The following is a 22,201-nucleotide window of genomic DNA, read 5'->3' as shown; positions in this document are numbered from 1 at the left end:
CGCCCGGGCGATCGTGGAAGGCGCACAGTGGCGGATTGGTTCCAGGACTCCTTCCGGCAGGAGTTCGACAAGCAGTCGGCGGCGATCGGCCGGTTCAACCTGGCCATCTTCGGCAAGACCGGGGTGGGCAAGTCCACGCTGATCAACGCCATCTTCGGTGAGGACGTGGCACGGACGGGGATCGGCGAGCCGGTCACCCGCGGCAGCCATCTCTACCTCGACAAGGTCGGCCATCTCGGCATCGTCGACACCCAAGGGGTCGAGGTGGGCAAGGACGACAAGCAGATCATGTCCGACCTCGCCTCGGTGCTCAAAGACATGCGCAAGCTGCCGTTGTCCGACCAGCTGCACGTCGCCTGGTACTGCGTACGCGGCATGGACCGGCGGTTCGAGGACACCGAGGCCGAGTTCGTCCGGCGGCTGTCGGAGATGGGGCTGCCGGTGCTGATCGTGCTGACCCAGGTGCCGATGCGCGACGGGCGGTATCACCCGGACGCGGTGCAGCTGGCCGAGCAGATCGCCGCGCGTGGCTTGCCGATCGCCGGCGGCCGGCCGTTCCTCACCTACGCCAAGCCCGACCCGTTCACGGGTCAGCCGGCCCACGGTCTGCGAGAGGTCCTCGATGCCACCTTTCGCGTTGCGCCCGACGGAGTTCACGAAGCCCTCACCGCGGCGCAGGAGATCGATCATTCCCGCAAGGCCCAGGATGCGCAGAAACAGATAGCAGTGGCGGCGTCCAGCGCGGCGGCGGCCGCCGCCAGCCCGATCCCGTTCTCGGATGCGGCCATGCTGGTGCCGATCCAGCTGGCGATGATGGCGCGGATCGCCCAGATCTACAAGATCAAGTTCGACCGCGCCGCCCTGCTGGCGATCGCCTCGACCACGGCCGCTACCCAGGCCGGCCGGGCCACCTTCGCAGGGTTGCTCAAGATGGTGCCCGGGGCGGGCACGATCGCCGGCGGGGTGATCGGTGCCGGTGTGGCGTCCAGCTTCACCTTCGCGATGGGCCAGGCCTGGCTCGTGGTCTGCCAGCGCGTCGTCCGCGGCGGCAAGCTCGACAGCATGGGCCGGGTGATCGACAACGACGACCTCCGCGAGATGTTCACAGCCGAGTTCAAGAAGAGGCTGACCATCCGCGGCCGAAACAAGACCAACGTCTGAATGACCCCTGTGCGGTTGAGCTCCGAGGCAGTACCCGAGCTGCTTCGCCGACGGAACGGGCTGGTGGTGACCGCCGCGCGCCCGGTGGCGGGATCCGTGGCCAACGCCAACTTCTCGCTCGACACGACGGCCGGTGCGCTGGTGCTGAAGTCGGGACCGGCCGACGAGTTGGCGGCTGAGGCCTGGGCGCTGGAGCGAGTAGCGCGAGCGGGGATACGGGTGCCGGAGATCGTCGCGGTGGGTCGACCCGACGATGAGGTCTCGGCGTATCTGCTGCTGCGTCGATTGCCGGGGTCTGCCGTCCGGGCAGGATCGGACCGGTCGGCGCTGCTCGAGGCAGGTCGTCAGCTGCGGCTGGTGCACCAGATCCGGCTGCCTGGGTACGGGCCGCTGCCGGAGGCCCGGTGGCCGACCGCCGAACCGGCCGGACCGTGGCCATGCTGGTCCGACGGGCCGCGCCGAACTGTCGAGGCTCTGCCGGAGCTGGTGCGCGCCCGGGTGATCAGCGCCGAGCTGGCCGACGACGTCGTTGTCACGCTGATCGATGCCGCGGACGACCTGGCCTACGACCAGCCCGGTGTGTTGCTGCACGGTGACCTCAAGCCAGACCACATCTTGGCCCATACCGGCGAGTTCGCCGGGCTGATCGACTGGGGCGGGGTCTCGGTGGGCGACCCGATGTTCGACCTGGCTCGGTTCTCGATGGCTGACCCGACGTTGATGACCGTCCTGTCCGAGGGCTACCAGGTCGAGCTGGACGCCGCCGATCACCGACGGCTGGCCGGCTATCGCGTGCTGTGGAACGTCACTGCTCTGCAGTACGAGCACCGGGCGGGCGGCGACTGGTTCGACGTCTATCGGGGTCGCCTCGTTGCCGACCTTGCGGTGCTCCGTCGGTGACGTTCCCGGTCGGAGTGCGCCCGCCGGAGGATCGGGCGCCTTACGATCAAGAACGGTGGCTATCCCTGAGCCGCGAACTGGCGGAGGAGCGAACGATGCCGTACACGAGCACAACCTTGGATGGCACCACCTGGGACGCCTTCGCCGACCTGGTTGAGCGCAACAACGGCATCTTCGGCGGCTGTTGGTGCATCGGCTTCCACCCCGAGTGCGGTGAGCGCGGGATCGACCACCGTGCGGTGAAGCAGGACCGGGTGTTCACCGATCGCGCCCATGCCGCGCTGGTCTTCGACGCAGACGGGGCCGCGCAGGGCTGGTGCCAGTACGGCAGCCCAGACGAGCTGCCCAACATCAAGCATCGACGGGAGTACGTCAAGGATCCGCCGCCGCTGCCCGACTGGCGGATCACCTGCATCTACGTCGACCGCAGACACCGGGGGCAGGGAGTGGCGCGGGCAGCGCTGGAGGGAGCACTTGACCAGATCGCCGGCGCCGGGGGTGGTCTGGTGGAGGCCATCTCGGAGGTGACCGCCGGGCGGGAGGCGCAGGGCAGGTTCTTGTTCAGTGCCACGGCGGAGCTGTTCGAGCAGTACGGGTTCAGCCGCGTTCGTCAGGTGGGCAGGCATGCCTGGATCGTGAACCGGGTGGTCGGCGCCAGTTGATCATGATGCCGCGTCGACTGTCGTTCAGTCGACCGGCCCGGCGGCGAACACGCCGGCTCGCATCTGACGTACGTGCTCGACCACGCGGTCCTCAAGGTTCTGGGGGTAGGTGAAGCCGAGTGCGGCGGCGACCTCGCGGGCAACCTGACCGAACAGCGCCATCATGTCGAACAACGCCTGCCAGTTGCTGTCCGCAGCTGCGCCGGAGAAGGTGGCCTCGAAGTCCGCCCACACGTCGCGCGACAGCTTGGCTCGCAAGCCTTTGCCCAGGCTGCCGGGTTTCCATGACCAGTCGTGGTCGCATTCCACCCGCCATTCCAGCAGCGGAACGAAATAGTTGAACCGCATGTCGAAGTCGAGCACCCATTTCGCCGGTAGCAGCTCACCGCGGAGCAGGCTCTTGGCGACGTACGGCGGACCGACGAAGAAGTCGGTGATCAGCCGGACGTACGTCTGCTCGTCCGGTGGCCGTGGGATGTACGCCGAGTACGTCGGTGCGGGCAGGCCGGCGGTCAGATCTCGCTTGTCCAGCAGCACCCGATAGCCGGCGTCCAGCTCGTCGTCGGGGACCGGGGCGGCGATGAGCTGTTGGAGGTAAGGGATCGACCACAGACTGAAGTCGATCTTCAATCCGTTCGCGTACTGGGTCACGTTGCCGGTGCTGATCACGCCGTTGCTGGGAACCTCTGGAAGTGCGTCCCAATAGGCGACCAGCACGTCGCCGAAGGTGGCAAGCCATTCCTGGTGCAGAGCCAAGGTTGCGACGTCGTCGACCACCACGACGACGTCGTAGTCGGAGTAGGCATCGAGGTGGCCGTTGGGGATGGCCCGGGTGCTGGTGACCAGCACGGCGGCCACGTCGTCACGGGACTCCGCCCAGCGCACCACCGCGGCAATGGTGCGGTCCGGCTCCGCTGACCGCGGTGAATCGGAGCTAGTCGCCGTGCCGCGGTCGCCGTTGTCCATGGCGTCATCCTGGCAGATCGTCGGGGGAGCGGCTTCTCGATGGAGAGCACCGAGGCGAGCCTCGTACGGGTGTGTCATCGGCTCTTTACAACGACGTGTTGCTGCGCATACGTTTCGACGGACGGCCAGCCGCGAGGTCCATGGTTTCCACAGCCCCCTGGAGCAATCGATGAAGCTTCTCCACCGCAAGCCTTGGATCTTGGCGTCCGCCCTGTCACTGGTGGTCGCCGGCCTGCTGGCCAGCCCTACGGCCGAGGCGCACCGGCCACCGGTCAAGGCGCCGGTGTTCACCGACGCCTCGGTGCACGACCCCGACCTGATTCGCGTTGATGGTCGCTACTACGCCTTCGGCTCGCACCTCGCCGCTGCGTCCAGCCCCGACCTGATGCGCTGGACGGAGATCGCCAACGGCGTGAACCCGGCCAACCCGTTGTTCGACGACGTCACCACCGAGCTCAAGGAGACGTTGGACTGGGCCCAGTCGGACACGCTGTGGGCGCCGGACGTGATCAAGCTCGCCGACGGCAGGTTCTACATGTACTACGACGCCTGCAAGGGCGACTCCCCGCGCTCCGCGCTCGGCGTCGCCGTGGCCGACAAGGTCACCGGGCCGTACCAGGATCTCGGCATCCTGCTCAAGTCAGGAATGTGGGATCAGCCGAGCGAGGACGGCACGATCTACGACGCCACCAAGCACCCCAACACGGTGGATCCTGACGTGTTCTTCGACGCCGACGGCAAGCTGTGGATGGTCTACGGGTCGTTCTCCGGCGGGATCTTCATCCTCAGTCTCGACCCGACGACCGGCAAGCCATACCCGAACCAGGGCTACGGCAAGCACCTGATGGGCGGCAACCATGCCCGGATCGAGGGTCCGGCGGTGATGTACAACCCGAAGACGAAGTACTACTACCTGTTCATGACGTTCGGTGGACTCGACGCCAACGGCGGCTACAACATTCGAGTGGCACGATCACGACAGCCCGACGGGCCGTACCGGGACTCCGCCGGTAACGACATGGCCAACGTCAAGGCCGATCCGGCGAAGCCGCTGTTCGACGATGCGTCCATCGAGCCGTACGGCACCAAGCTGATGGGCAACCACCTGTTCCAGCGCGAGGTCGGTGATCCGGGTTCCGGGATCGGCACCGGATATGTCTCACCGGGCGGCACGTCCCCCGTCTACGATCAGGCCACCGGGCGCCAGTTCCTCGCCTTCCACACCAGATTCCCCGGACGCGGCGAGCAGCACGAGATCCGCGTGCACCAGATGTACACCAACGCCGACGGCTGGCCGGTCGCGGCACCGTCGCGTTACGCCGGTGGGTCGCCGACCACGGTCAAGCGCCACGACATGGTGGGAACGTACGCCTACCTCAACCACGGCAAGGCGATCTCGGCCGACATCACCCGCGCCAGCACCATCCGGCTCAACCGCAACGGCACCCTCGGTGGAGCCGTCACGGGGACGTGGCGTACGACCGGCCGTGACGCTGCTCAGCTCGTCATCGGCGGCAAGGCGTACGCGACGGTGTTCTCCCGCCAGTGGGAGCCGACGGAGCGTCGCTGGGTCGTCACGTTCAGCGGGCTGTCCAGGTCGGGAGTGGCGGTCTGGGGGTCGCAGCGGAGGTTGGTCAGTGACCGGAACGTGGTCCAGCGGGTGCTGGCCGACCTGACGGTCCCGCCGACCACTATCGCCGATCTCACCCTGCCGGGCGTCGGCACCCAGGGCAGCCGGATCCGCTGGACCACGAGCAACCCGGCAGTGATCAGCGCAACCGGCGATGTGACCCGCCCGGCGGCGGGCGAGGAAGATGCCCGGGTCACCCTCACCGCCACCGTCAGCAGCGGTCGGGTCACACGATCGAAGACCTTTGTGATCATCGTCCCGGCTAAGGCGCTCGGTGGCCTGGTGGCGCACTACGCCTTCGACGGGTCGCTCGCGTCCGAGGGTGAGGCGGCAGCTGGCGTGGTGTCGGGCAATCGGATCGGCCAGTCCGGTGGGACGATCACGTTCGGCCCTGGTGTCCACGGCCAGGCGGCCACCTTCGACGGAGACAGCGGCGTCCGGCTGCCCGACGGTCTGGTCAGCGGCAGCAGCTATGCGGTGTCGATGTGGTTGAACCCCGAGCAGCTGACAGCGTTCACGCCGACGTTCTTCGGGGCCAGGGACGAGAACAACTGGGTGAGCGTGCTGCCGCGCGGCCATGACGGCGTCGGTGGCAACACGATGGTGTGGTCGGGGACAAGCTGGTTCGACGCAGACACCGGCACGAAGATGCAGCCGGGGGAGTGGACCCACGTCGCGGTGAGCAATGACGACGGTCATCTCGTCGTCTGGCTCAACGGGCGTGAGGTCGTCAACCGTACGGGCTTCCCTGATGTGTTCACCACGACCACCGGAGTCTTCAGCCTCGGCGTCAACTGGTGGGACGCGCCGTACCGTGGTCAGCTGGACGATGTCCGGATCTACAACGCAGCGCTGACGACGGAGCAGGTGGCGGCGCTGGCGGAACGGTGAGTCATCTCCATCTGGTCCGGCATGCGCGGCCGGTCATCTCCGTGGCCAGCCCGCCGGGCCAGTGGAGGCTCGGTCCCGACGCCGAACGTGAGGTCGCCAGACTGAGGGAATCCGGCGTGCTTCCCGTCGGGGCTCGCTGGGCCAGCTCTGCAGAGCCGAAGGCGCTGAGTACGGCGCGTCTCCTCACGGACCGCGAGCTGAACGTCGACCCGGGCCTGGGGGAGGCCCGTCGGGCGAGCACCTTCTTCGCCGAGGCGTCGGACTTTCACCGCGCAGTCCTTGATGCGTTCCAGCACCCGAACGAGTCGGCTGCGGACGGCTGGGAGCCGTTGGCCAGCACGCGAACGCGTGTGGTCGGGCGTGCGGTGGAGCTGGTCAGCGCGGCGGGCGGGCAGGACGTGGTCCTGGTCGGGCACGGGACTGCGTGGACATTGCTGGTCGCCGCTTTGACCGGCGCGGACGTGGACGTTGAGGCGTGGCGCGCCATGCGGTTCCCTGATCACTGCGCCCTCGATCCAGCCCGGCGTGCCGTCGTCTCGGGCTGGGGTGAGTGGGCGGGGTGAATCCTGTCCTGCGGCCTGCCCCGGCCTCCGTAGGCAGTGCTCGGCGCCGGTAGGCAATCGCCGGTTAACTACGGCGGGGCACTCCTCGAAAAGTCCGAACAGTGTATTGTCATAGAACAAGTGTTCGATTATGATGAAGTATGGACGTGATCGGGGGTCAACTGTCGAGTCGGACACGACTCCCGCCGTCCATGCCCTGGCCGAGCTGGCCGCGGCGCTGGACCGGCTGATCGCTGCGGTCGGCGATGGCGGTTTGGATCATCTGGATGATCCGGATCTGCTGCGGTTCGCCGTGGACTTCGAACGGCTGCGGAAGCGGTTGTCGGTGGTGGACCACCGGGTGGTGTCCGACCTGGACGACCGACAGATCGCCGACCATCTCAACGCCCGCAGCACCAAAGCACTGCTGGTGCAGCTGCTGCGGGTGTCCGAGGCTGAGGCGGGACGGCGGGTCCGCGCCGCCCGGTCACTGGGGACGCACCGCACCATGCAGGGTCTGGAGGTGGAACCTTCGCATCCGGTCCTGGCCGCCGCGCAGGACGGGGGTGAAGTCAGCCCGGAGCAGGTCGACGTGATCGAACGGGCGTTGGAGCAGCTGGACCACCCCGCCTATGACCCATCGGTGGTGGCGGAGGCTGAGGCGGAGCTGACCGAGTACGCGCGCACGTTCGCCCCCCGGGATCTGCGGCTGATCGCGACCAAGCTGGTCGGGGCCTACGACCCCGACGGGTCCATCCCCGACGAACAGCTCCAGGCCGACCGGCGGCATCTGCGCCTGGTCGCCGCCCGCGACGGCAGCTGGATGCTGGAGGGCCGGTTGACCGGCGACACCGGAGCAGCGTTGTGGGCGGTCCTGTCACCACTGGCCAAACCACGAGTGGACGCCACCGGGGCAGCGAACCCGACGGCGGACGGCCGCACCAATGGGCAGCGGCTGCATGACGCCCTGGCCGACCTCACCGGCCGAGCCCTGCCGGCCGGTGGGCTGCCCGACACCGGCGGCACCCCGGCCACAGTCATCGTCACCATCAGCGCCGAGGATCTGCTGCACCGCACCGGCCACGCGGAGACCAGCACCACCACCCTCCTCACCCCCACCCAACTGCTCAGGTTGGCCGGGGAGGCCGAGATCATCCCCACTCTGTTGTCCGCGACCGGTGAACCGTTGGCGTTGGGTCGGACCCGACGGATCGCCACCCGCAGCCAGACCTATGCGTTGATCACCCGTGACGGCGGCTGCTCCTTCCCCGGGTGTGACCACCCACCGGAATGGTGCGACCGGCACCATTTGATTCCGTGGATCGACGGTGGGCCGACTGATGTGGCCAACCTGACGTTGCTGTGTCGCTATCACCACACCCACTTCGAACAACGTGGCTGGACCTGCACCCTCAACCCCGACGGGCTCCCCGCCTGGACCCCACCACGGTGGGCCGACTCCAGCCAGATCCCCATGATCAACAACCGCATCCGACGACGACACCTCAACCAGACAAGAGATCTGTCCGTCCGAACAGCCGAGCCGGCGCTGTGCTGAGGACAGGTCCAGCACGCTGGCAGCCGTCAGCGAGCGTCGCGCCGCGTCTTGAGCCAGCTGTCGATGATGGCCCATGCCGTGATTCCGGTGGCTCCGAAGCCGATCAGGATCGCCATAACGCGCAGCGCGTCGTGATCAACTCCGACATTCAGGGCGGCGTCGAGGAATGCGGGGTTGATCAGCTGCTTGTTCCCCAGCAAGGTCAGGACCAGGCTGACGAACAATATGGCTAGCCCGGTCTGGACCACCGCCAGGGTGGTGTTCCACCGGCCGCGTACGTACAGGGCCACAGCGAACCCGAGTTCCAAACCGATGAGCACCAGTGGCGCCGCGACCGTCCACTCCCACGCATCGGGGTTCAGGATCGCGAGCGACTCACCGCTCCAGCGTACGAAGCCGATGAGCTGGTCCCACAGGATCGCAGCAGCCGACACGGGGAGCAGGATCAGCGCTGCGATGAGGTCAGCCCGGCCCGTTCCTGTCGGCCGCGGCTCGGGGAGGTGCTCGACGTCCCACCGAGCGCCGACGTCAGCGCCTGTGCGGTCGATGATGGCAAAGACCAGCGTCACCCAGAAGCACAGTTGCACGACAACCGTCAGTCCGGCGACGGCTGTCTGTCCGACGATTTGGTCGAGTGGCGCCCCCGACAGTGACAGTCCGAGCGCAACTGCTCCGATCACGCAGGCCGGAACGATCGTGAGCAGCAGCTTCAGCAGCCGCTGCCAGGTGAGGTAGTGCCGCGGGCCGATGAGGTGCAACGGGCGGTCCGCATACCCCGCCGCGAGCGCCGCGGGGTCGCCCAGCTCCGTCAGTACTGCGCGTTCGGCGGCTTCGTATTCCTCGCCCTGCTCGACGCGACCATCGATGGCGTCGGCGATCGAGGTCTGCAGCTCCGTCCGGACGTCGTCCTGCGCGGGGGGAGGGAGGCTGCTAATCGTGGCGACGATGTATTGCTCTGTCAGCGTGGTGGCAGACATGGTCACTGCTCTTCCTGGTCAGGTGTGTCGTGGGTGAGGGAGGTGATCGCGGCGGTGATGGCAAGCCATTCCCGGGTGAGAGTGTCGGCGAGACGGTGGCCCGCGGTTGAGGTGCGGTAGAACTTGCGCGGGCGAGTTTCGTCGGTGTTCCACTCGCTGGTGAGAAACCCCTGTTTCTCGAGGCGACGCAGCAACGGGTAGAGGGTGTTGGCGTCAGTGGCGAAGCCGCGCTCTTCAAGACTCTTGAGCAGGCTGTAGCCGTAACCGGGCGTTCGCAACAGCTGCAGGCAGGCGAGTACGGCCGTGCCTCGCCGCAGCTCCTGCAGATGGGTCTCGAACTCTTCCGTCATGTAGGCAACGATAGTGTGTGTCGCACACCATTGTCCATAGAACATTAATGGCGGTGGGGACTATGGGCGTGGGGTTGCCGGTTAGATTGGCCGATGTCGAACGCAGCAGAATGCCCGTGACTGGGCGCCCAGTAGGCGCAGCAAGGCCGGTCATGGTCACCCAACCGGCCAGAATGGCGGGCTTCGATTCTGGGCAGGCGGGGCGCGCTCGGCGGCTCCGACCGGATCAGCGCCCGGAGTCAGGCCTCGGGCTCGTCCGCGTCGAAGCTCAACCGGGACAGGAACCGCCGCGTACGCGCCTGCTGCGGCGCATCGAAGATCTGGGCCGGCGGTCCTTGCTCGAGCACCCGACCGCCGTCGAGGAAGCACACCGTGTCGGCCACCTGCCGGGCGAAGGCCATCTCATGGGTGGCCAGCACCATGGTCATGCCGTCAGCCCGCAGATCGCGCAGCAGGGACAGGACTTCCCAGACCAGTTCCGGATCGAGCGCGGAGGTGACCTCGTCCAGCAGCATCACCGTCGGTTGGTTGACCAGAGCTCGGGCGATGGCCGCGCGCTGCTGCTGTCCGCCGGACAACGAGTCCGGCTTCATCCGGGCCTTGTCGGCCAGCCCGACGCGCTCCAGCATGGCCATCGCCTCACTGCGCGCCTGCGCCCGCGGTACGCCGTGGACCCGCACCGGTGCCAGGGTGATGTTGTCCAGCACGCTCAGATGCGGGAACAGGTTGAAGGCCTGGAACACGATCCCGACCCGGGACCGGACCGTGTCGGCATTGACCCGGGGGTCACTGATGTCCTCGCCGTTCAGCAGGATCTGCCCGTCGTCGATCGTCTCCAGCAGGTTGAGGCAGCGCAGCAGGGTGGACTTGCCGGAACCGGATCCCCCGATCAGCACCACGCACTGGCCGGTCTGGACCTCCAGGTCCAGACCGTTCAGCACCAGGTTGCTCCCGAACGACTTGCGCAGTCCGCGGGCGCTGAGCACCGTGTCCGAGGCGGTCATGTCGTGCCGCCCACCGGGCCGTACCAACCCTGCCGCCGGGCCACCCAGTCGGTGAACCGGGCCAGCGGGATGGTCAGCAGGACGAAGAGCAGCCCGGCCACCATGTACGGGGTGAAGTTGAAGTCACGAGCGGTCTCGATCTGCGCCGCACGGATGGCGTCGATCACGCCGAGGACGGCGATCAGTCCGGAGTCCTTCTGCAGGCTGACCAGGTCGTTGAGCAGCGGTGGCACCACCCGGCGCACAGCCTGCGGCAGCACCACGAATCGCATCGACTGCGGATAGCTCAGGCCCAGCGACCGGGCCGCGGCGCGTTGGGACGGATGTACCGACTCGATGCCGGCCCGGAACACCTCCGCCACATAGGCGGTGTATGTCAGCACCAGTGCCGCCGCGCCCCAGAACACCGGTTCGGTGGGCAGGCCCTGCAGCCGCAACGCCGGCATCCCGAAACCGAGCAGGAAGATCACCAATAGCAGCGGCAGCCCGCGGAACACGTCGGTGTAGGCCGCGGCGAACACCCGCAACGGGAAGAACACCGGTCCACGCAGCGTCCGCAAGATCGCGATCAGCAGGCCGAACACGGCGATCAGCACACCGCAGACCATCATCACCCGGAGGTTCAGCCACAGTCCGGTGGCCACCGCCGGCAGCGCCGACCACGCTTTCTCCGGGGAGAAGAACGTCTCCCGCACCCGTGGCCAGCCGGGCGTACCGGTGATCACCAAGATCAGCGTCGTCACGATCGCCACCGTGCTCACCGCCGCGATGGTGACCGAACGGGCCGATCGGGCCCGGCGAAAACGATCACGCTCGACCTGCAGGGGGGACGGAGTCCAGATCACCTCAGGCCCGGGCTCCAGGGTGCTCACCGTCGGGTCACGAGAGGACGGCCGCGCCGGCGTCGGACAGCCACTGCTTCTCGAGGTCGGCCAGCGTGCCGTCGGCGCGGAGCGCGTCGACAGCCTGAGTCACGCAGCCGGTCAACGGGCTGCCCTTGCCGAGCACGAACCCGAACTGGTCGGCCTTGGCCGAACCGGCAGGCAGCTGGCCGACGATGGCGCCGTTGTCCAGCTGGGCTGCGGCCATGTAGAACGCGGTCGGCAGATCGACAACGATGCCGTCGAGCTGCCCGTTCTGCAGCGCCTGGACGGCGAGGTCGTTGGTGTCGTACGCCGCCGCAGCCTGGGTGGACTGGATCTGGTCGGTGATCACGGTGTACGACGTGGTGCCGACCTGAGCGCCCAGCTTGGCGTCTTTCAGCGCGGCGATGGTGGTGGCGCCGGCGATGCTGGACCCCTTGGTGGTCACGACGGCCTGGGCCACGTCGTAGTACCCGGAGGAGAAGTCCACGGCCTTGCGGCGCTCCTCGGTGATGGAGACCTGGTTGACGTCGATGTCGAACTTCTTCTCGCCGGGGGCGTACGCGTTGGTGAACGGCACGGTGATCCAGGTGACCTTGTCGCGCGGGAAGCCGAGCTTCTCAGCCACCGCGTAGGTCACCGCGGACTCATAGCCCTTGCCATTGCTCGGGTCGTCGTCGGAGAACCACGGTTCGTACGCCGGCTTGTCGGTGCCGACGGTGAACGTGCCCGCGGTGACGACCTCGAGCTGCTCGGGTGTGCAGGCGTCGGCCGCCGGGGTGCCACTGGTGGCGGGGGTAGCGGCCTCGTCGACGGGCGCGCAGGCACCCCCGATCAGGGCCAGGCCGCTCAGGGCGGCGGCGAGGACAAGACGAGAACGAGACATGGTGGCTCCCCACGAAACGGCTGCGCGAGGCGCGGCTCAGCGATGACCGGGACACGATATGCCCCTTGCCGGCGCGGTCCGCACCATCACCACGATGGTGAGACCGCGACTAGGCTGCGCCTCGTGCAGGACCGCCGAGCAGCAGCCATGGCGACCATCCGGGCGGTGGTGGCCGACCTCGGCCTGCCGTCCACCGAGCGCGAACCGGGTCTGTTCACCGTCACGCTGCCGGGCACTGCCAAGCTCAGCACCGACTGCACCCTGGAGGTCGGGGAGCACGCCCTGCAGTTGAGGGCCTTCGTCGCCCGCAACCCGGACGAGAACCACGCCGCGGCGTACCGCTGGCTGCTGGAGCGCAATCTCAAGCTCTACGGCGTCGCCTTCTGCGTCGACGCCCTCGGCGACATCCATCTCACCGGCCGGGTAGCGCTCGAGTCGGTGACCCCCACCGAGGTGGACCGGCTGCTGGGGTCGGTGGCGACGACCGCAGACTCAGCGTTCAACCCGATCCTCGAGCTGGGCTTCGCCGAGAGCATCAGACGGGAGTGGGTCTGGCGTCGCTCCCGGGGCGAGTCCACGGCCAACCTGGCTGCCTTCAGTCACCTCGACCCGGGCGCCCGCTCGGACCAGCTGACCGACGACGCGGAGTGAGGCTCAGCCGTCCAGTCGGGCGGCCACGTCGGCCGGGAAGCCGCCGGTGGCGATCGGTCCCCACCGGGTCGGCGTGATCCGGATCAGTGACTTGTCCTGCACCACCATGGCCTGGCGATATTCGTCCCAGTCGGGGTGCTCGCCGGAGATGCAGCGGAAGTAGTCCACCAGCCCGTCGGCGGCCTCGGGCATGTGCAGCACCTCGGCGTCGCCGTCGACCTGCACCCAGGCGTCGCCGAAGTCATCGGACAGCACGCAGACCGAGACCTGCGGGTTGCGTTCGGCGTTACGGGTCTTGGCCCGGCCGGGGTAGGACGAGATCACGATCCGGCCCTGGGAGTCGACGCCACCGGAGACCGGCGAGATCTGCGGACGGCCGTCGCTGCGGGCGGTGACCAGCAGCATGTGGTGCCGGGGACGGACGAAGTCGAGGAGCTCGTCGCGGCCGACGGCGGCGTTGGTGGCGATGGATCGAGGCATGAGCCTGACGATACCGGCGGCGAACGAACCCGCGACACCACCGGCGCCGACTCAGGGCTCTCGGTGCACCTTGTGCTGCGCCGCCTGCGCGCGGGGACGTACGGTCAGCCGGTCGATGTTGACGTGCCGGGGCCGGCTGGCCACCCAGGAGATGCAGTCGGCGATGTCCTCGGCCAGCAACGGCTCGGCCACGCCGGCATACACCCGGTCGGCGCGCTCCTGGTCGCCGCCGAAGCGGGTCAGCGAGAACTCGTCGGTCCGCACCATCCCGGGGGAGATCTCCGCGATCCGCACCGGCTGATCCACCAGCTCGAGTCGCATCGCCTGGGCGACCGCCCGTTCGGCCGCCTTGGCCCCGCAGTAGCCCGCCCCACCCTCGTACCCACCGTCAGCGGCGACCGAGGTGAGGAACACCACTTGGCCCTCGTTGGCCACCAGGCTCGGCAGCAACGCCTTCGTCACGGCGGCAGCGCCGAGCACGTTGGTCGCATACATCTGCCGCCAGGCCTCCAGGTCGGCCTCGGCCACCGGCTCCAGTCCGAGGGCGCCGCCGGCGTTGTTGACCAGCAGGGTGCAGCGCTCACCGACCAGCGTGGCGAGAGCCGTGACGTCGGCGGGGTCGGTGACGTCGCAGGTGGCGGCCACGCCGTCGATCTCGGCGGCGAGGGCCTCGATCCGGTCCGCCCGCCGGGCGGCGCACACCACCTCGAAGCCGTCGGCGGCGAGCCGCCGGGCGGTCGCGGCGCCGATCCCGCTGCTGGCTCCGGTCACCACGGCCATAGGTCGAGTCTTGTCACTCATGGCGCCATTGTTGCGTCCACGTCCGCAGGACTCCCCAGCCGGGGTTGAGCCGGCAGCACTAGGCTGCCGTCATGACTTCTACCTTGATCCTGCTGCGTCATGGCGAGAGCGAATGGAACGCCAAGAACCTGTTCACCGGGTGGGTCGACGTCGACCTCAACGAGAAGGGGGCTGCCGAGGCGCAGCGCGGAGGAGAGCTGCTGGCCGAGGCGGGACTGCTGCCGGACGTGCTGCACACGTCGCTGCTGCGCCGAGCCATCCGGACCGCGCAGATCTCGCTGAACGCGTGCGACCGGCACTGGATCGACACCAAGCGGTCGTGGCGGTTGAACGAGCGCCACTACGGAGCGCTGCAGGGCAAGGACAAGGCCGAGACACTGGCCGAGTTCGGCGAGGAGCAGTTCATGATCTGGCGTCGTTCCTACGACACCCCGCCGCCGCCGATCGCCCTCGACGACAAATACTCGAACTTCGACGACCCGCGCTACGCCACCTTGCCGACCGAGGCCCGGCCGCGCACCGAGTGCCTCAAGGATGTGCTCGAGCGGGCGCTGCCGTACTGGTACGACTCGATAGTGCCCGACCTCCGCGCCGACAAGGTGGTGCTGGTGGCAGCGCACGGCAACTCGCTGCGCGCCATCGTCAAGCACCTCGACCAGATGGGTGACGCCGAGGTCGTCGGCCTCAACATCCCGACCGGCATTCCGCTGCTGTATGAGCTCGACGACGACCTCAAGCCGGTCACCACCGGCGGGCGCTACCTCGACCCCGAGGCGGCGAAGGCCTCCATCGAGGCCGTCAAGAACCAGGGCAAGAAGTAGTTCGAGCGGCTCCAGCGCGGGCAGTCGGAGACGGCCCTCAGACATCGATACCCCTCAGGAGGGGGCCGTCTCCGCTCGGCCGTCACCGGGACACTCACCCGCGCCGTGTCGCCGGCGCCGGGTGCCGACAGCCGTGGTTACGGCTGGGGCCAGACGGCGTCCTCCGGGAACTGGCCGGTCACCACGTAAATGATGCGGCGCGCCATCGAGGCGGCGTGGTCGGCGATCCGCTCGTAGTAGCGGCCCAGCAGGGCCACGTCCACCGCCGCCTCGACGCCGTACTCCCAGTCCTCGCTGAGCAGGACGCGGAACTGCGTCCGCCGCAGCTCGTCCATCTCTTCGTCTCGGGCGCGGAGCTCCTGGGCGTTCTGCAGGTTGCGGTCGTTCAGGGTCTGGCCGGCGGTGACGACCATCTTCTCGGCCACGTCGCCCATCCGGATGAAGTTGGGCCGCAGGCTCTCCGGTACGGCTGTCTCCGGGTAACGGAGGCGGGCGATCTTGGCGATGTGCGCCGACAGGTCGCCCATCCGCTCCAGCTCGGTCACCATCCGCAAGGTGGCGACCAGCGTCCGCAGCTCACCGGCCACCGGTGCCTGCCGGGCGAGCAGGTTGAAGGCGCGCGCCTCGACATCGGCCTGGGTGGCATCGAGCTTCTCGTCGTCGCCGATCACCTGCTCGGCGAGGGTGATGTCGGCTTCGAGCAACGCCGTCGTGGCGGTTCGCACGGCCGCCGAGACGACCTCGGACATCTGGACCAGGTCGGCCAGGATGTCGTCGAGTTGCTCCCGATAGGAGTCACGCATCAGAAAGATCCCCTCGTGTAGGACAGGTGTCCACCGACAACCCTATGCCTGCGCGAAACGGCCGGACATGGGGACCATGAACCCGAGGTGAACACCAGGCAAACGCTCGCCCGGAAACGGGTCCGCAGCCCCGCAGACGGTCAGTGACGCGGAGATGGAGCCCTAGTATCGGCTCTGTGAACCCGACCGCGATGGCGATCGTGGCGTTCGTGGCCGGAGGCCTGCTGAGCGCCCTGATCACGTGGAGCGTGCTCCGTCGGCCGCCCGCCGAGCCGGAGCCCGACTTCTCCATCGTCGAACCGGTGGTTCCCCAGAGCGTCTCGGAGGTGCTCGGCGTGCTGCGCTCGTCGGCGGTCGTGGTCGGGCCGCACGATGAGGTGCTGCAGGCCAGCGACCAGGCGAGGACGCTCGGCATCGCCCGCGGCAGCCGCGTCGCCGTACCGGAGCTGCTCGACCTGGTCCGCGCCGTCCGCGAGGACAACGACATCCGCTCCGCCGACGTGGAGATCAAGCGCGCCGGCGCCTCCAGCACCTTTCTGTCCGCTCGGGTGGCACCGCTGGCTGATGACCTCATCCTGGTGCTGGCCGAGGACCGGACGGCCGCCCGGCGGGTCGAGGACACCCGACGCGACTTCGTGGCCAACGTCAGCCACGAGCTGAAGACCCCGATCGGGGCCATCTCGCTGTTGGCCGAAGCCGTGGAGGACGCCGCCGACGACCCGCCGGCCGTACGCCGCTTCGCCTCGCGGATGGGGATCGAGTCGGCCCGGCTCAGCGACCTGGTGGCCCAGATCATCGACCTCTCCCGGCTGCAGGCCGACGACCCGCTGGCCGCGGCCGAGGAGGTCGACATCGACGAGGTCATCTCCGACGCCGTGGACCGGTGCCGGGTGGACGCGGAGAGCAACCAGGTCTCGCTCGCCATCGCCGGACGACAGGGCTGCCAGGTGCTGGGCAACGCCCGCCAGCTCAGTGTGGCGGTCGGCAACCTGGTCGAGAACGCCGTCATCTACTCCGAGCCGGGCGCCAGGGTCGTGGTCGCGGCCGACGTCCAGGCGCGCAGCGACGACGACTACGTGGTGATCACGGTGTCCGACAACGGCGTCGGCATCCCGGCCGCGGACCTGGAGCGAATCTTCGAGCGCTTCTATCGGGTCGACTACGCCCGCAGCCGGGCCAACGGCGGCACCGGCCTCGGGCTGTCCATCGTCAAGCACATCACCGCCGCGCACGGCGGCACCGTCAATGTGTGGAGCCAGCCCGGCCGCGGCTCCACCTTCACCATCACTCTCCCTGCCCACCTGCACCGGGCCGACGAGTCCACCGATGATGCCGCCGCGAAACCCGCGGCCATCGCATCCCAGTCCCAGGAGATCACCAGATGACCCGCGTACTAGTTGTCGAGGACGAGGAGTCCTACCGCGAGGCACTCTCGTACATGTTGCGACGGGAAGGTTTCGACGTGGTCGAGGCCGCAGACGGGGCCCAAGGGCTCGCGGAGTATGACCGGGTCGGGGCCGACATCGTGTTGCTGGACCTGATGATGCCCGGGTTGCCCGGGACCGAGGTGTGCCGGCAGCTGCGGCTGCGTGGTCCGGTGCCGGTGATCATGGTGACGGCCCGTGACTCGGAGGTGGACAAGGTGGTGGGGCTCGAGCTCGGGGCCGACGACTATGTCACCAAGCCGTTCAGCCACCGCGAGCTGGTGGCTCGGATCCGCGCCGTGCTGCGGCGCGGCCAAGACGTCGAGCTGGTCCCCGACGTGGTCGAGTCGGCCGGGGTCCGGATGGACATCGAGCGACACGAGGTGTCGGTACACGGGCAGCGGGTCAAGCTCGCGCTCAAGGAGTTCGAGCTGCTCGAGATGCTGCTCCGCAACGCCGGCCGGGTGATGACCCGCGGTCAGCTGATCGACCGGATCTGGGGCGCCGACTATGTGGGCGACACCAAGACCCTCGACGTGCACGTGAAGCGGCTGCGAACAAAGATCGAGCCGGACCCCGCCAACCCGCAGTATCTGGTCACCGTACGGGGCCTGGGCTACAAGTTCGAGGGCTGATCGCCGCGGGGGCGGATCCAGGTCGTCCCATCCCCAGAAGTCGTGGGTCCACCCGGGCGCCGCCGACGGCTATCGTGAACGGGTGACCGGCGACATCACCGTCTTCTCAGGATCAGCCCACCAAGCGTTCGCCGAGGAGATGTGCCAGATCCTCGGGATCGGACTGTCGCCGTCGCGGACGACCCGCTTCAGCAACGACTGCCTGCAGGTGCAGCTGCGCGCCAACTGCCGCCAGCGCGACGTCTACGTCGTCCAGCCCCTGGTGCCGCCGGTACAGGAGAACCTGTTCGAGCTGCTCTCCATGCTGGACGCCGCCCGCGGTGCCTCTGCGGCGCACATCACCGCTGTCATCCCACACTTCGCATACGCCCGGTCGGACAAGAAGGACGCGCCCCGGATCTCGATCGGCGGGCGGCTGGTCGCCGACATGATCGCCACCGCGGGGGCGACCCGGGTGCTGACCATGGCGCTGCACTCACCCCAGGTGCACGGGTTCTTCACCGTCCCGGTGGATCACCTGAGTGCGATCGTCGAGCTGGCCCAGCACTTCCGCGGCCGGGACCTGACCAACACCGTCGTGGTCTCGCCGGACCTCGGCAACGCCAAGGTGGCCACGGAGTTCGCCCGGATCCTCCAGCTGCCGGTGGCGGCCGGCTCCAAGCAACGGCTGGCCGACGACACCGTGGTGATCGACCGGATCGTCGGTGACGTCCACGGCCGCGACGTGATCGTGCTGGACGACGAGATCGCCACCGCGGGGTCGATCATCGAGCTGCTGCGCAAGCTGCGCGAGTCGGAGGTCGGGCAGATCTCGCTGGCCTGTACGCACGGCCTGTTCACCGGCCCCGCCATCGAGCGGCTGAAACAGGAACCCGACATCGCTGAAATCGTCACCACCAACACCGTGCCGCTGCCACCGGAGAAGCAGCTGCCGAACATCGTCACCCGCTCGGTGGCTCCGCTCTTCGCCGAAGCCGTCCGCCGGACCAACTGCGGCGAGTCGGTCAGCGGCCTGTTCAGCGACGACATCACCTACGGCGCCTGAGGGCACAAAGCTACGGCGCCCGCGGCGCTGGGATCTTGCGGCGCCCGCGGTGCGGGGGAGCCTGCGTCACCCGCGACTGGCGCGTCTCAGCCGGGCGGCGTGACGACCGGCGGCGGCGGCGTCACCGAGGAGTAGGCGGGTTGGTTGGCGTCGACCACCGGGACCACCACGGACACGTCGCCGGCGTTGGCGAAGGTGAGCACCAGCGTTGCCTCAAGGCCCAGCTTGAGGTCCGGCGATGCCACGGTGATCACCGGCCGCTCGGTCAGAACCACCAGCAGGTCGTTGCCGAGGCTGACCGGGTCGGGGAAGACCACCGTCAGTGGCGTGCCGGGGGTGTTGTCGGCCTTCATGGGCGCGCCCTGCACCGCGATCAGCGCGTCCCGATCGCCGGAGCTGAGACCACCGGACAGGAAACCCGTCCCGTCGGCGCGGCTGAGGATCATCAGGTTGCGGATCTTGACCTGGCCGACATCCTGGTTCTGCCCGTCGGCCGGGTCGTACGGCTTCATCGTCTGCATGTCGAAACCGCACCCGGAGGTGCCCAGCAGCAAGCCCACGACGAGCAAGAGGGCGACGCGCCAACGAGCGGTGCGAAGGCGCCCGGGCTGGGCCCGGCGCGAGAGGAAGGCCACGATTCTCGACTCCTGAGGTGCGGGATTGGTGCAGGTATGCAGCCTATCCGCACCCGTTCAGATCGCGCAGCGCCAGCCCTCCGCGGTGCCGCGTCGGGCGCCTCAGCGTCCGTCGCAGGCACATGGTACGCGGGGTTGTCAACCCCATCGCTTGACCGGATTTGCCCTCTGGCTAGCGCAAACGCCGCCAGAGGCGACCTAGTCGCGTGTTAAACTAAGACCGGGAAAGGGGTACAAAACAACATGACCTTTACAGTCGGAGAAACGGTGGTTTACCCCAATCATGGGGCCGCCGTGATCGAGGACATCGAAACCCGTCAGATCAAGGGTGAGGACAGGCTCTACCTCGTCCTAAGGATTGTTGGCCAGACAGACCTGATCGTCCGGGTGCCAGCGTGCAACCTGGACCTGGTGGGGGTTCGCGATGTCGTGGACGCCGACGGTCTCGAGCGTGTGTTCGGCGTGCTCCGTGCGCCCCATACCGAAGAGCCAACCAACTGGTCTCGTCGTTACAAGGCGAACCTGGAGAAGCTGCATTCCGGAAATGTCATGAAGGTGGCCGAGGTCGTGCGTGACCTGTGGCGCCGTGAGCGTGAGCGCGGGCTGTCAGCCGGCGAGAAGCGGATGCTGGCCAAGGCGCGCCAGATCCTGGTTTCCGAGCTGGCCCTGGCTGAGCGCGTTGCCGAGGACAAGGCGGAGATCCTGCTGGACGAGGTCCTTGCCTCCTGAGTCGTCCGGGCCCGCTAGAACCTCATCGATGAACATCCGCACCGGTATCGGTGTGGATGTTCATCGTTTGGCGCCCGGACGCGTGATGCGAGTGGCCGGCGTGCTGTTCGAGGACGAGCCGGTCGGTCCGGAAGGTCACTCCGACGGAGACGTCGCCGCCCACGCCGCCTGCGATGCCCTGCTCAGCGCAGCGGGGCTGGGTGATCTCGGCAGCAACTACGGCACCAGCGAACCTGAGTGGTCCGGCGCCAGCGGCGTCGCCTTTCTGGTCGAGACGGCGCGTCGGGTCCGTGCGGCGGGCTTCGAGATCGGCAACGTGGCGGTGCAGGTGGTGGGCAACCGCCCCAAGCTGGGACCACGCCGGGCCGAGGCGGAGGCGCTGCTCAGCGATGCCGTCGGCGCCCCGGTCACCGTCTCCGCCACCACCACCGACGGCCTCGGTCTGACAGGTCGCGGCGAGGGGATCGCCGCCCTGGCCACCTGCCTGCTCACGGCAGCCACCGGCCCCGCCGACGGGTCCTGACCCGGCCGTCCGCCCACCCGCTCGTGGCTGCTGAGCCCTCAGCGGCCCTTGGCCGTCGCCGCTCCGGACCCGAGGCGCAGCGGTGTCAGCGCACCGTGCTCTTGGCAGCGGTGAAGGTGTTGCACAGGCCGACGTCACTGGTGCCCAGCCCGGTGGTGCCCCAGCGGACCCGGCTGGCGGCCAGCCCATGGTCACCGTTCACGTTGGACTTTCCGCTCAACGTGTCGTCCCCGACGGCGCGGTAGACATCCTCGATGCCTTGCAGGTCGTTCTGCTGGATGCCCAGTGACAGCGACACCGCACGCATGAACATGCCGGAGAAGCAGTCGGCCTGTACCTCGAGCCGGCGGCTCATCTCCAGCTCGGTCTCCTTGTCTTCGGACTGCTGGGCGAGGGCCTTGGCCGAGATGAGAATCGCGGTCCGGGCTTGGAGCGCGTGCCCGAACTCGTGGGCCATCACCACGTCGGCAGCCCAGCGGTCTGTCTTGACGATGGGCACGTCGTCAGCCAGGCGGTTGGAGAAGTACACCTGCTGGTCGGCAGCACAATAGAAGGCGTTGACCCCGGCGTCACCGCAGCGGGTGGTCACCTTCTCACCGTAGATGGTCACGGTCGGCCGGACGATGATGTAGCCCGCCGCGTCGACCGGGGGCTGCCAGACCCTTACCAGGCACTCCATCAGGCTGTTGAAGTGGTTCTCCAGCGCGGTGTCATCGGCGGTGGCCACGTCGATGGGACCGGCGGTGCAGCGCACGGGGATCGGGGCGGTCTGGTCGTAGAAGGCGTTCTCGGTGATGATCTGCTCGGCCTCCTCGTACGACGTCGGTGTCGGCAGCTCCGGGGGGTTCTTGTCAGGGGCCGGCACCTGGTAGTCGTCGTTCTGGTAGGCGACCTCGGAGGAGCTGGTCGTCAGATTGATCGCGACCAGTCCCACCAGAGCGATCGCGCTGAGGGCGACCAGCGCCAGCAGCAGGGTACGCATCGGGTTGCGGCGTTGGGGTCGCTGCGGGGGCGGGAACTGGCCGGGAGGCTGCTGCCCGGGCGCGTACGGCTGGTAGTGGCCGGGCGGTGGCCATTGCCCCTGCGGCTGGCCCCACGGATTCGCCCCCGGGGCAGTCTGGCGACCGTACACCGGTGCCGCTCCCGGTCGGGTCGACCCGGCGCCGGCCTGACCCCACTGAGGTGGCTGGTTGCCCCACGGCTGCGTACTCACCTCATCAGCCTAACTGTCGACGGCGTCGCATTTGCGTGTTCGGTCGCCTGC

The 22,201-nt window shown here is 68.3% G+C and carries 24 protein-coding genes; 13 read left to right on the top strand and 11 right to left on the bottom strand.

Annotated elements, in window-relative coordinates; translation table 11 throughout:
- Positions 1 to 27 precede the first annotated feature (27 nt).
- The 3 genes from AC1XX3_RS09470 (at position 28) to AC1XX3_RS09460 (ending at position 2,723) form a co-directional block, all read left to right on the top strand.
- Positions 28 to 1,161: a GTPase family protein gene (locus AC1XX3_RS09470; RefSeq protein ID WP_483320838.1), complete on the top strand. Its 1,134-nt coding sequence runs from the start codon at positions 28 to 30 to the stop codon at positions 1,159 to 1,161.
- Positions 1,162 to 2,061, top strand: a complete 900-nt coding sequence (locus AC1XX3_RS09465) for a phosphotransferase (RefSeq protein WP_483320837.1) — start codon at positions 1,162 to 1,164, stop codon at positions 2,059 to 2,061.
- A gap of 95 nt (positions 2,062 to 2,156) precedes the next feature.
- Positions 2,157 to 2,723 carry a GNAT family N-acetyltransferase gene (locus AC1XX3_RS09460; protein WP_483320836.1) on the top strand — a complete coding sequence of 189 codons (567 nt, stop codon included), beginning with the start codon at positions 2,157 to 2,159 and terminating at the stop codon, positions 2,721 to 2,723.
- Positions 2,724 to 2,747: 24 nt separating this feature from the next.
- Here AC1XX3_RS09460 and AC1XX3_RS09455 read toward each other — a convergent pair whose 3' ends face one another.
- Positions 2,748 to 3,689 (bottom strand): aminoglycoside 6-adenylyltransferase, encoded by a 942-nt coding sequence (locus AC1XX3_RS09455; protein ID WP_483320835.1) that lies wholly within the window; start codon positions 3,687 to 3,689, stop codon positions 2,748 to 2,750.
- 169 nt (positions 3,690 to 3,858) lie between these two features.
- Here AC1XX3_RS09455 and AC1XX3_RS09450 point away from each other — a divergent pair, with 169 nt between their 5' ends.
- From AC1XX3_RS09450 to AC1XX3_RS09440, 3 genes are all read left to right on the top strand, one after another.
- Positions 3,859 to 6,210, top strand: coding sequence for a family 43 glycosylhydrolase (locus AC1XX3_RS09450; RefSeq protein ID WP_483320834.1), 2,352 nt, complete (start codon positions 3,859 to 3,861; stop codon positions 6,208 to 6,210).
- Entirely contained in the window at positions 6,117 to 6,773 is a 657-nt protein-coding gene (locus AC1XX3_RS09445; RefSeq protein ID WP_483320833.1) for a histidine phosphatase family protein, read from the top strand. Before AC1XX3_RS09450 ends, AC1XX3_RS09445 begins: the two co-directional genes overlap by 94 nt.
- A gap of 130 nt (positions 6,774 to 6,903) precedes the next feature.
- Positions 6,904 to 8,310, top strand: coding sequence for an HNH endonuclease signature motif containing protein (locus AC1XX3_RS09440; protein ID WP_483320832.1), 1,407 nt, complete (start codon positions 6,904 to 6,906; stop codon positions 8,308 to 8,310).
- Positions 8,311 to 8,336: 26 nt separating this feature from the next.
- Here the strand turns inward: AC1XX3_RS09440 and AC1XX3_RS09435 are convergent, their stop codons facing one another.
- The 5 genes from AC1XX3_RS09435 to AC1XX3_RS09415 all read right to left on the bottom strand — a co-directional run bounded on the left by AC1XX3_RS09435 (position 8,337) and on the right by AC1XX3_RS09415 (position 12,390).
- Positions 8,337 to 9,287, bottom strand: coding sequence for a permease prefix domain 1-containing protein (locus AC1XX3_RS09435; RefSeq protein WP_483320831.1), 951 nt, complete (start codon positions 9,285 to 9,287; stop codon positions 8,337 to 8,339).
- A 2-nt stretch (positions 9,288 to 9,289) separates the two neighbouring features.
- Complete coding sequence (locus tag AC1XX3_RS09430; RefSeq protein ID WP_483320830.1) at positions 9,290 to 9,637, bottom strand: PadR family transcriptional regulator; 348 nt, start codon at positions 9,635 to 9,637, stop codon at positions 9,290 to 9,292.
- A gap of 239 nt (positions 9,638 to 9,876) precedes the next feature.
- Complete coding sequence (locus AC1XX3_RS09425; protein WP_483320829.1) at positions 9,877 to 10,641, bottom strand: amino acid ABC transporter ATP-binding protein; 765 nt, start codon at positions 10,639 to 10,641, stop codon at positions 9,877 to 9,879.
- Positions 10,638 to 11,513 carry an amino acid ABC transporter permease gene (locus AC1XX3_RS09420; RefSeq protein WP_483320828.1) on the bottom strand — a complete coding sequence of 292 codons (876 nt, stop codon included), beginning with the start codon at positions 11,511 to 11,513 and terminating at the stop codon, positions 10,638 to 10,640. Before AC1XX3_RS09420 ends, AC1XX3_RS09425 begins: the two co-directional genes overlap by 4 nt.
- Before the next feature lie 7 nt (positions 11,514 to 11,520).
- Positions 11,521 to 12,390 (bottom strand): ABC transporter substrate-binding protein, encoded by an 870-nt coding sequence (locus AC1XX3_RS09415; RefSeq protein WP_483320827.1) that lies wholly within the window; start codon positions 12,388 to 12,390, stop codon positions 11,521 to 11,523.
- Between the two features lie 123 nt (positions 12,391 to 12,513).
- Between AC1XX3_RS09415 and AC1XX3_RS09410 the strand changes: the two genes are divergently transcribed.
- The gene (locus AC1XX3_RS09410; protein WP_483320826.1) at positions 12,514 to 13,041 is read left to right on the top strand and encodes a type III secretion system chaperone family protein; all 528 of its coding nucleotides are present in this window, start codon (positions 12,514 to 12,516) and stop codon (positions 13,039 to 13,041) included.
- Between the two features lie 3 nt (positions 13,042 to 13,044).
- Here AC1XX3_RS09410 and AC1XX3_RS09405 read toward each other — a convergent pair whose 3' ends face one another.
- Together AC1XX3_RS09405 and AC1XX3_RS09400 are read right to left on the bottom strand one after the other, a co-directional pair.
- Entirely contained in the window at positions 13,045 to 13,521 is a 477-nt protein-coding gene (locus AC1XX3_RS09405; RefSeq protein WP_483320825.1) for a PPOX class F420-dependent oxidoreductase, read from the bottom strand.
- A gap of 51 nt (positions 13,522 to 13,572) precedes the next feature.
- Complete coding sequence (locus tag AC1XX3_RS09400) at positions 13,573 to 14,322, bottom strand: SDR family NAD(P)-dependent oxidoreductase (protein ID WP_483320824.1); 750 nt, start codon at positions 14,320 to 14,322, stop codon at positions 13,573 to 13,575.
- Between the two features lie 71 nt (positions 14,323 to 14,393).
- On the opposite strand from AC1XX3_RS09400, the gene AC1XX3_RS09395 reads away from it, so the two are divergent.
- Positions 14,394 to 15,143: a phosphoglyceromutase gene (locus AC1XX3_RS09395; RefSeq protein WP_483320823.1), complete on the top strand. Its 750-nt coding sequence runs from the start codon at positions 14,394 to 14,396 to the stop codon at positions 15,141 to 15,143.
- Between the two features lie 137 nt (positions 15,144 to 15,280).
- Here the strand turns inward: AC1XX3_RS09395 and phoU are convergent, their stop codons facing one another.
- Positions 15,281 to 15,946 (bottom strand): phosphate signaling complex protein PhoU, encoded by a 666-nt coding sequence (phoU, locus tag AC1XX3_RS09390; protein WP_483320822.1) that lies wholly within the window; start codon positions 15,944 to 15,946, stop codon positions 15,281 to 15,283.
- Between the two features lie 191 nt (positions 15,947 to 16,137).
- On the opposite strand from phoU, the gene AC1XX3_RS09385 reads away from it, so the two are divergent.
- The 3 genes from AC1XX3_RS09385 to AC1XX3_RS09375 all read left to right on the top strand — a co-directional run bounded on the left by AC1XX3_RS09385 (position 16,138) and on the right by AC1XX3_RS09375 (position 19,050).
- On the top strand, positions 16,138 to 17,331 hold the full coding sequence (locus tag AC1XX3_RS09385) for a sensor histidine kinase (RefSeq protein ID WP_483321175.1): 1,194 nt from the start codon (positions 16,138 to 16,140) through the stop codon (positions 17,329 to 17,331).
- Positions 17,328 to 18,005 carry a response regulator gene (locus tag AC1XX3_RS09380; RefSeq protein ID WP_483320821.1) on the top strand — a complete coding sequence of 226 codons (678 nt, stop codon included), beginning with the start codon at positions 17,328 to 17,330 and terminating at the stop codon, positions 18,003 to 18,005. Before AC1XX3_RS09385 ends, AC1XX3_RS09380 begins: the two co-directional genes overlap by 4 nt.
- Before the next feature lie 82 nt (positions 18,006 to 18,087).
- A complete protein-coding gene (locus AC1XX3_RS09375) occupies positions 18,088 to 19,050 on the top strand; it encodes a ribose-phosphate diphosphokinase (RefSeq protein ID WP_483320820.1) in 963 nt (320 codons plus the stop codon).
- Positions 19,051 to 19,136: 86 nt separating this feature from the next.
- On the opposite strand, the gene AC1XX3_RS09370 is transcribed toward AC1XX3_RS09375, so the two are convergent.
- Positions 19,137 to 19,685: a hypothetical protein gene (locus AC1XX3_RS09370; RefSeq protein ID WP_483320819.1), complete on the bottom strand. Its 549-nt coding sequence runs from the start codon at positions 19,683 to 19,685 to the stop codon at positions 19,137 to 19,139.
- 243 nt (positions 19,686 to 19,928) lie between these two features.
- Between AC1XX3_RS09370 and AC1XX3_RS09365 the strand changes: the two genes are divergently transcribed.
- Positions 19,929 to 20,414, top strand: coding sequence for a CarD family transcriptional regulator (locus tag AC1XX3_RS09365; protein WP_483320818.1), 486 nt, complete (start codon positions 19,929 to 19,931; stop codon positions 20,412 to 20,414).
- 28 nt (positions 20,415 to 20,442) lie between these two features.
- A complete protein-coding gene (ispF, locus tag AC1XX3_RS09360) occupies positions 20,443 to 20,937 on the top strand; it encodes a 2-C-methyl-D-erythritol 2,4-cyclodiphosphate synthase (RefSeq protein WP_483320817.1) in 495 nt (164 codons plus the stop codon).
- Between the two features lie 85 nt (positions 20,938 to 21,022).
- Here the strand turns inward: ispF and AC1XX3_RS09355 are convergent, their stop codons facing one another.
- Positions 21,023 to 22,150 carry a neutral zinc metallopeptidase gene (locus tag AC1XX3_RS09355; protein ID WP_483320816.1) on the bottom strand — a complete coding sequence of 376 codons (1,128 nt, stop codon included), beginning with the start codon at positions 22,148 to 22,150 and terminating at the stop codon, positions 21,023 to 21,025.
- Positions 22,151 to 22,201: the final 51 nt, after the last annotated feature.

The organism is Microlunatus sp. M237 (assembly GCF_056896895.1).
This window is presented reverse-complemented; position numbering and strand designations above follow the sequence as displayed.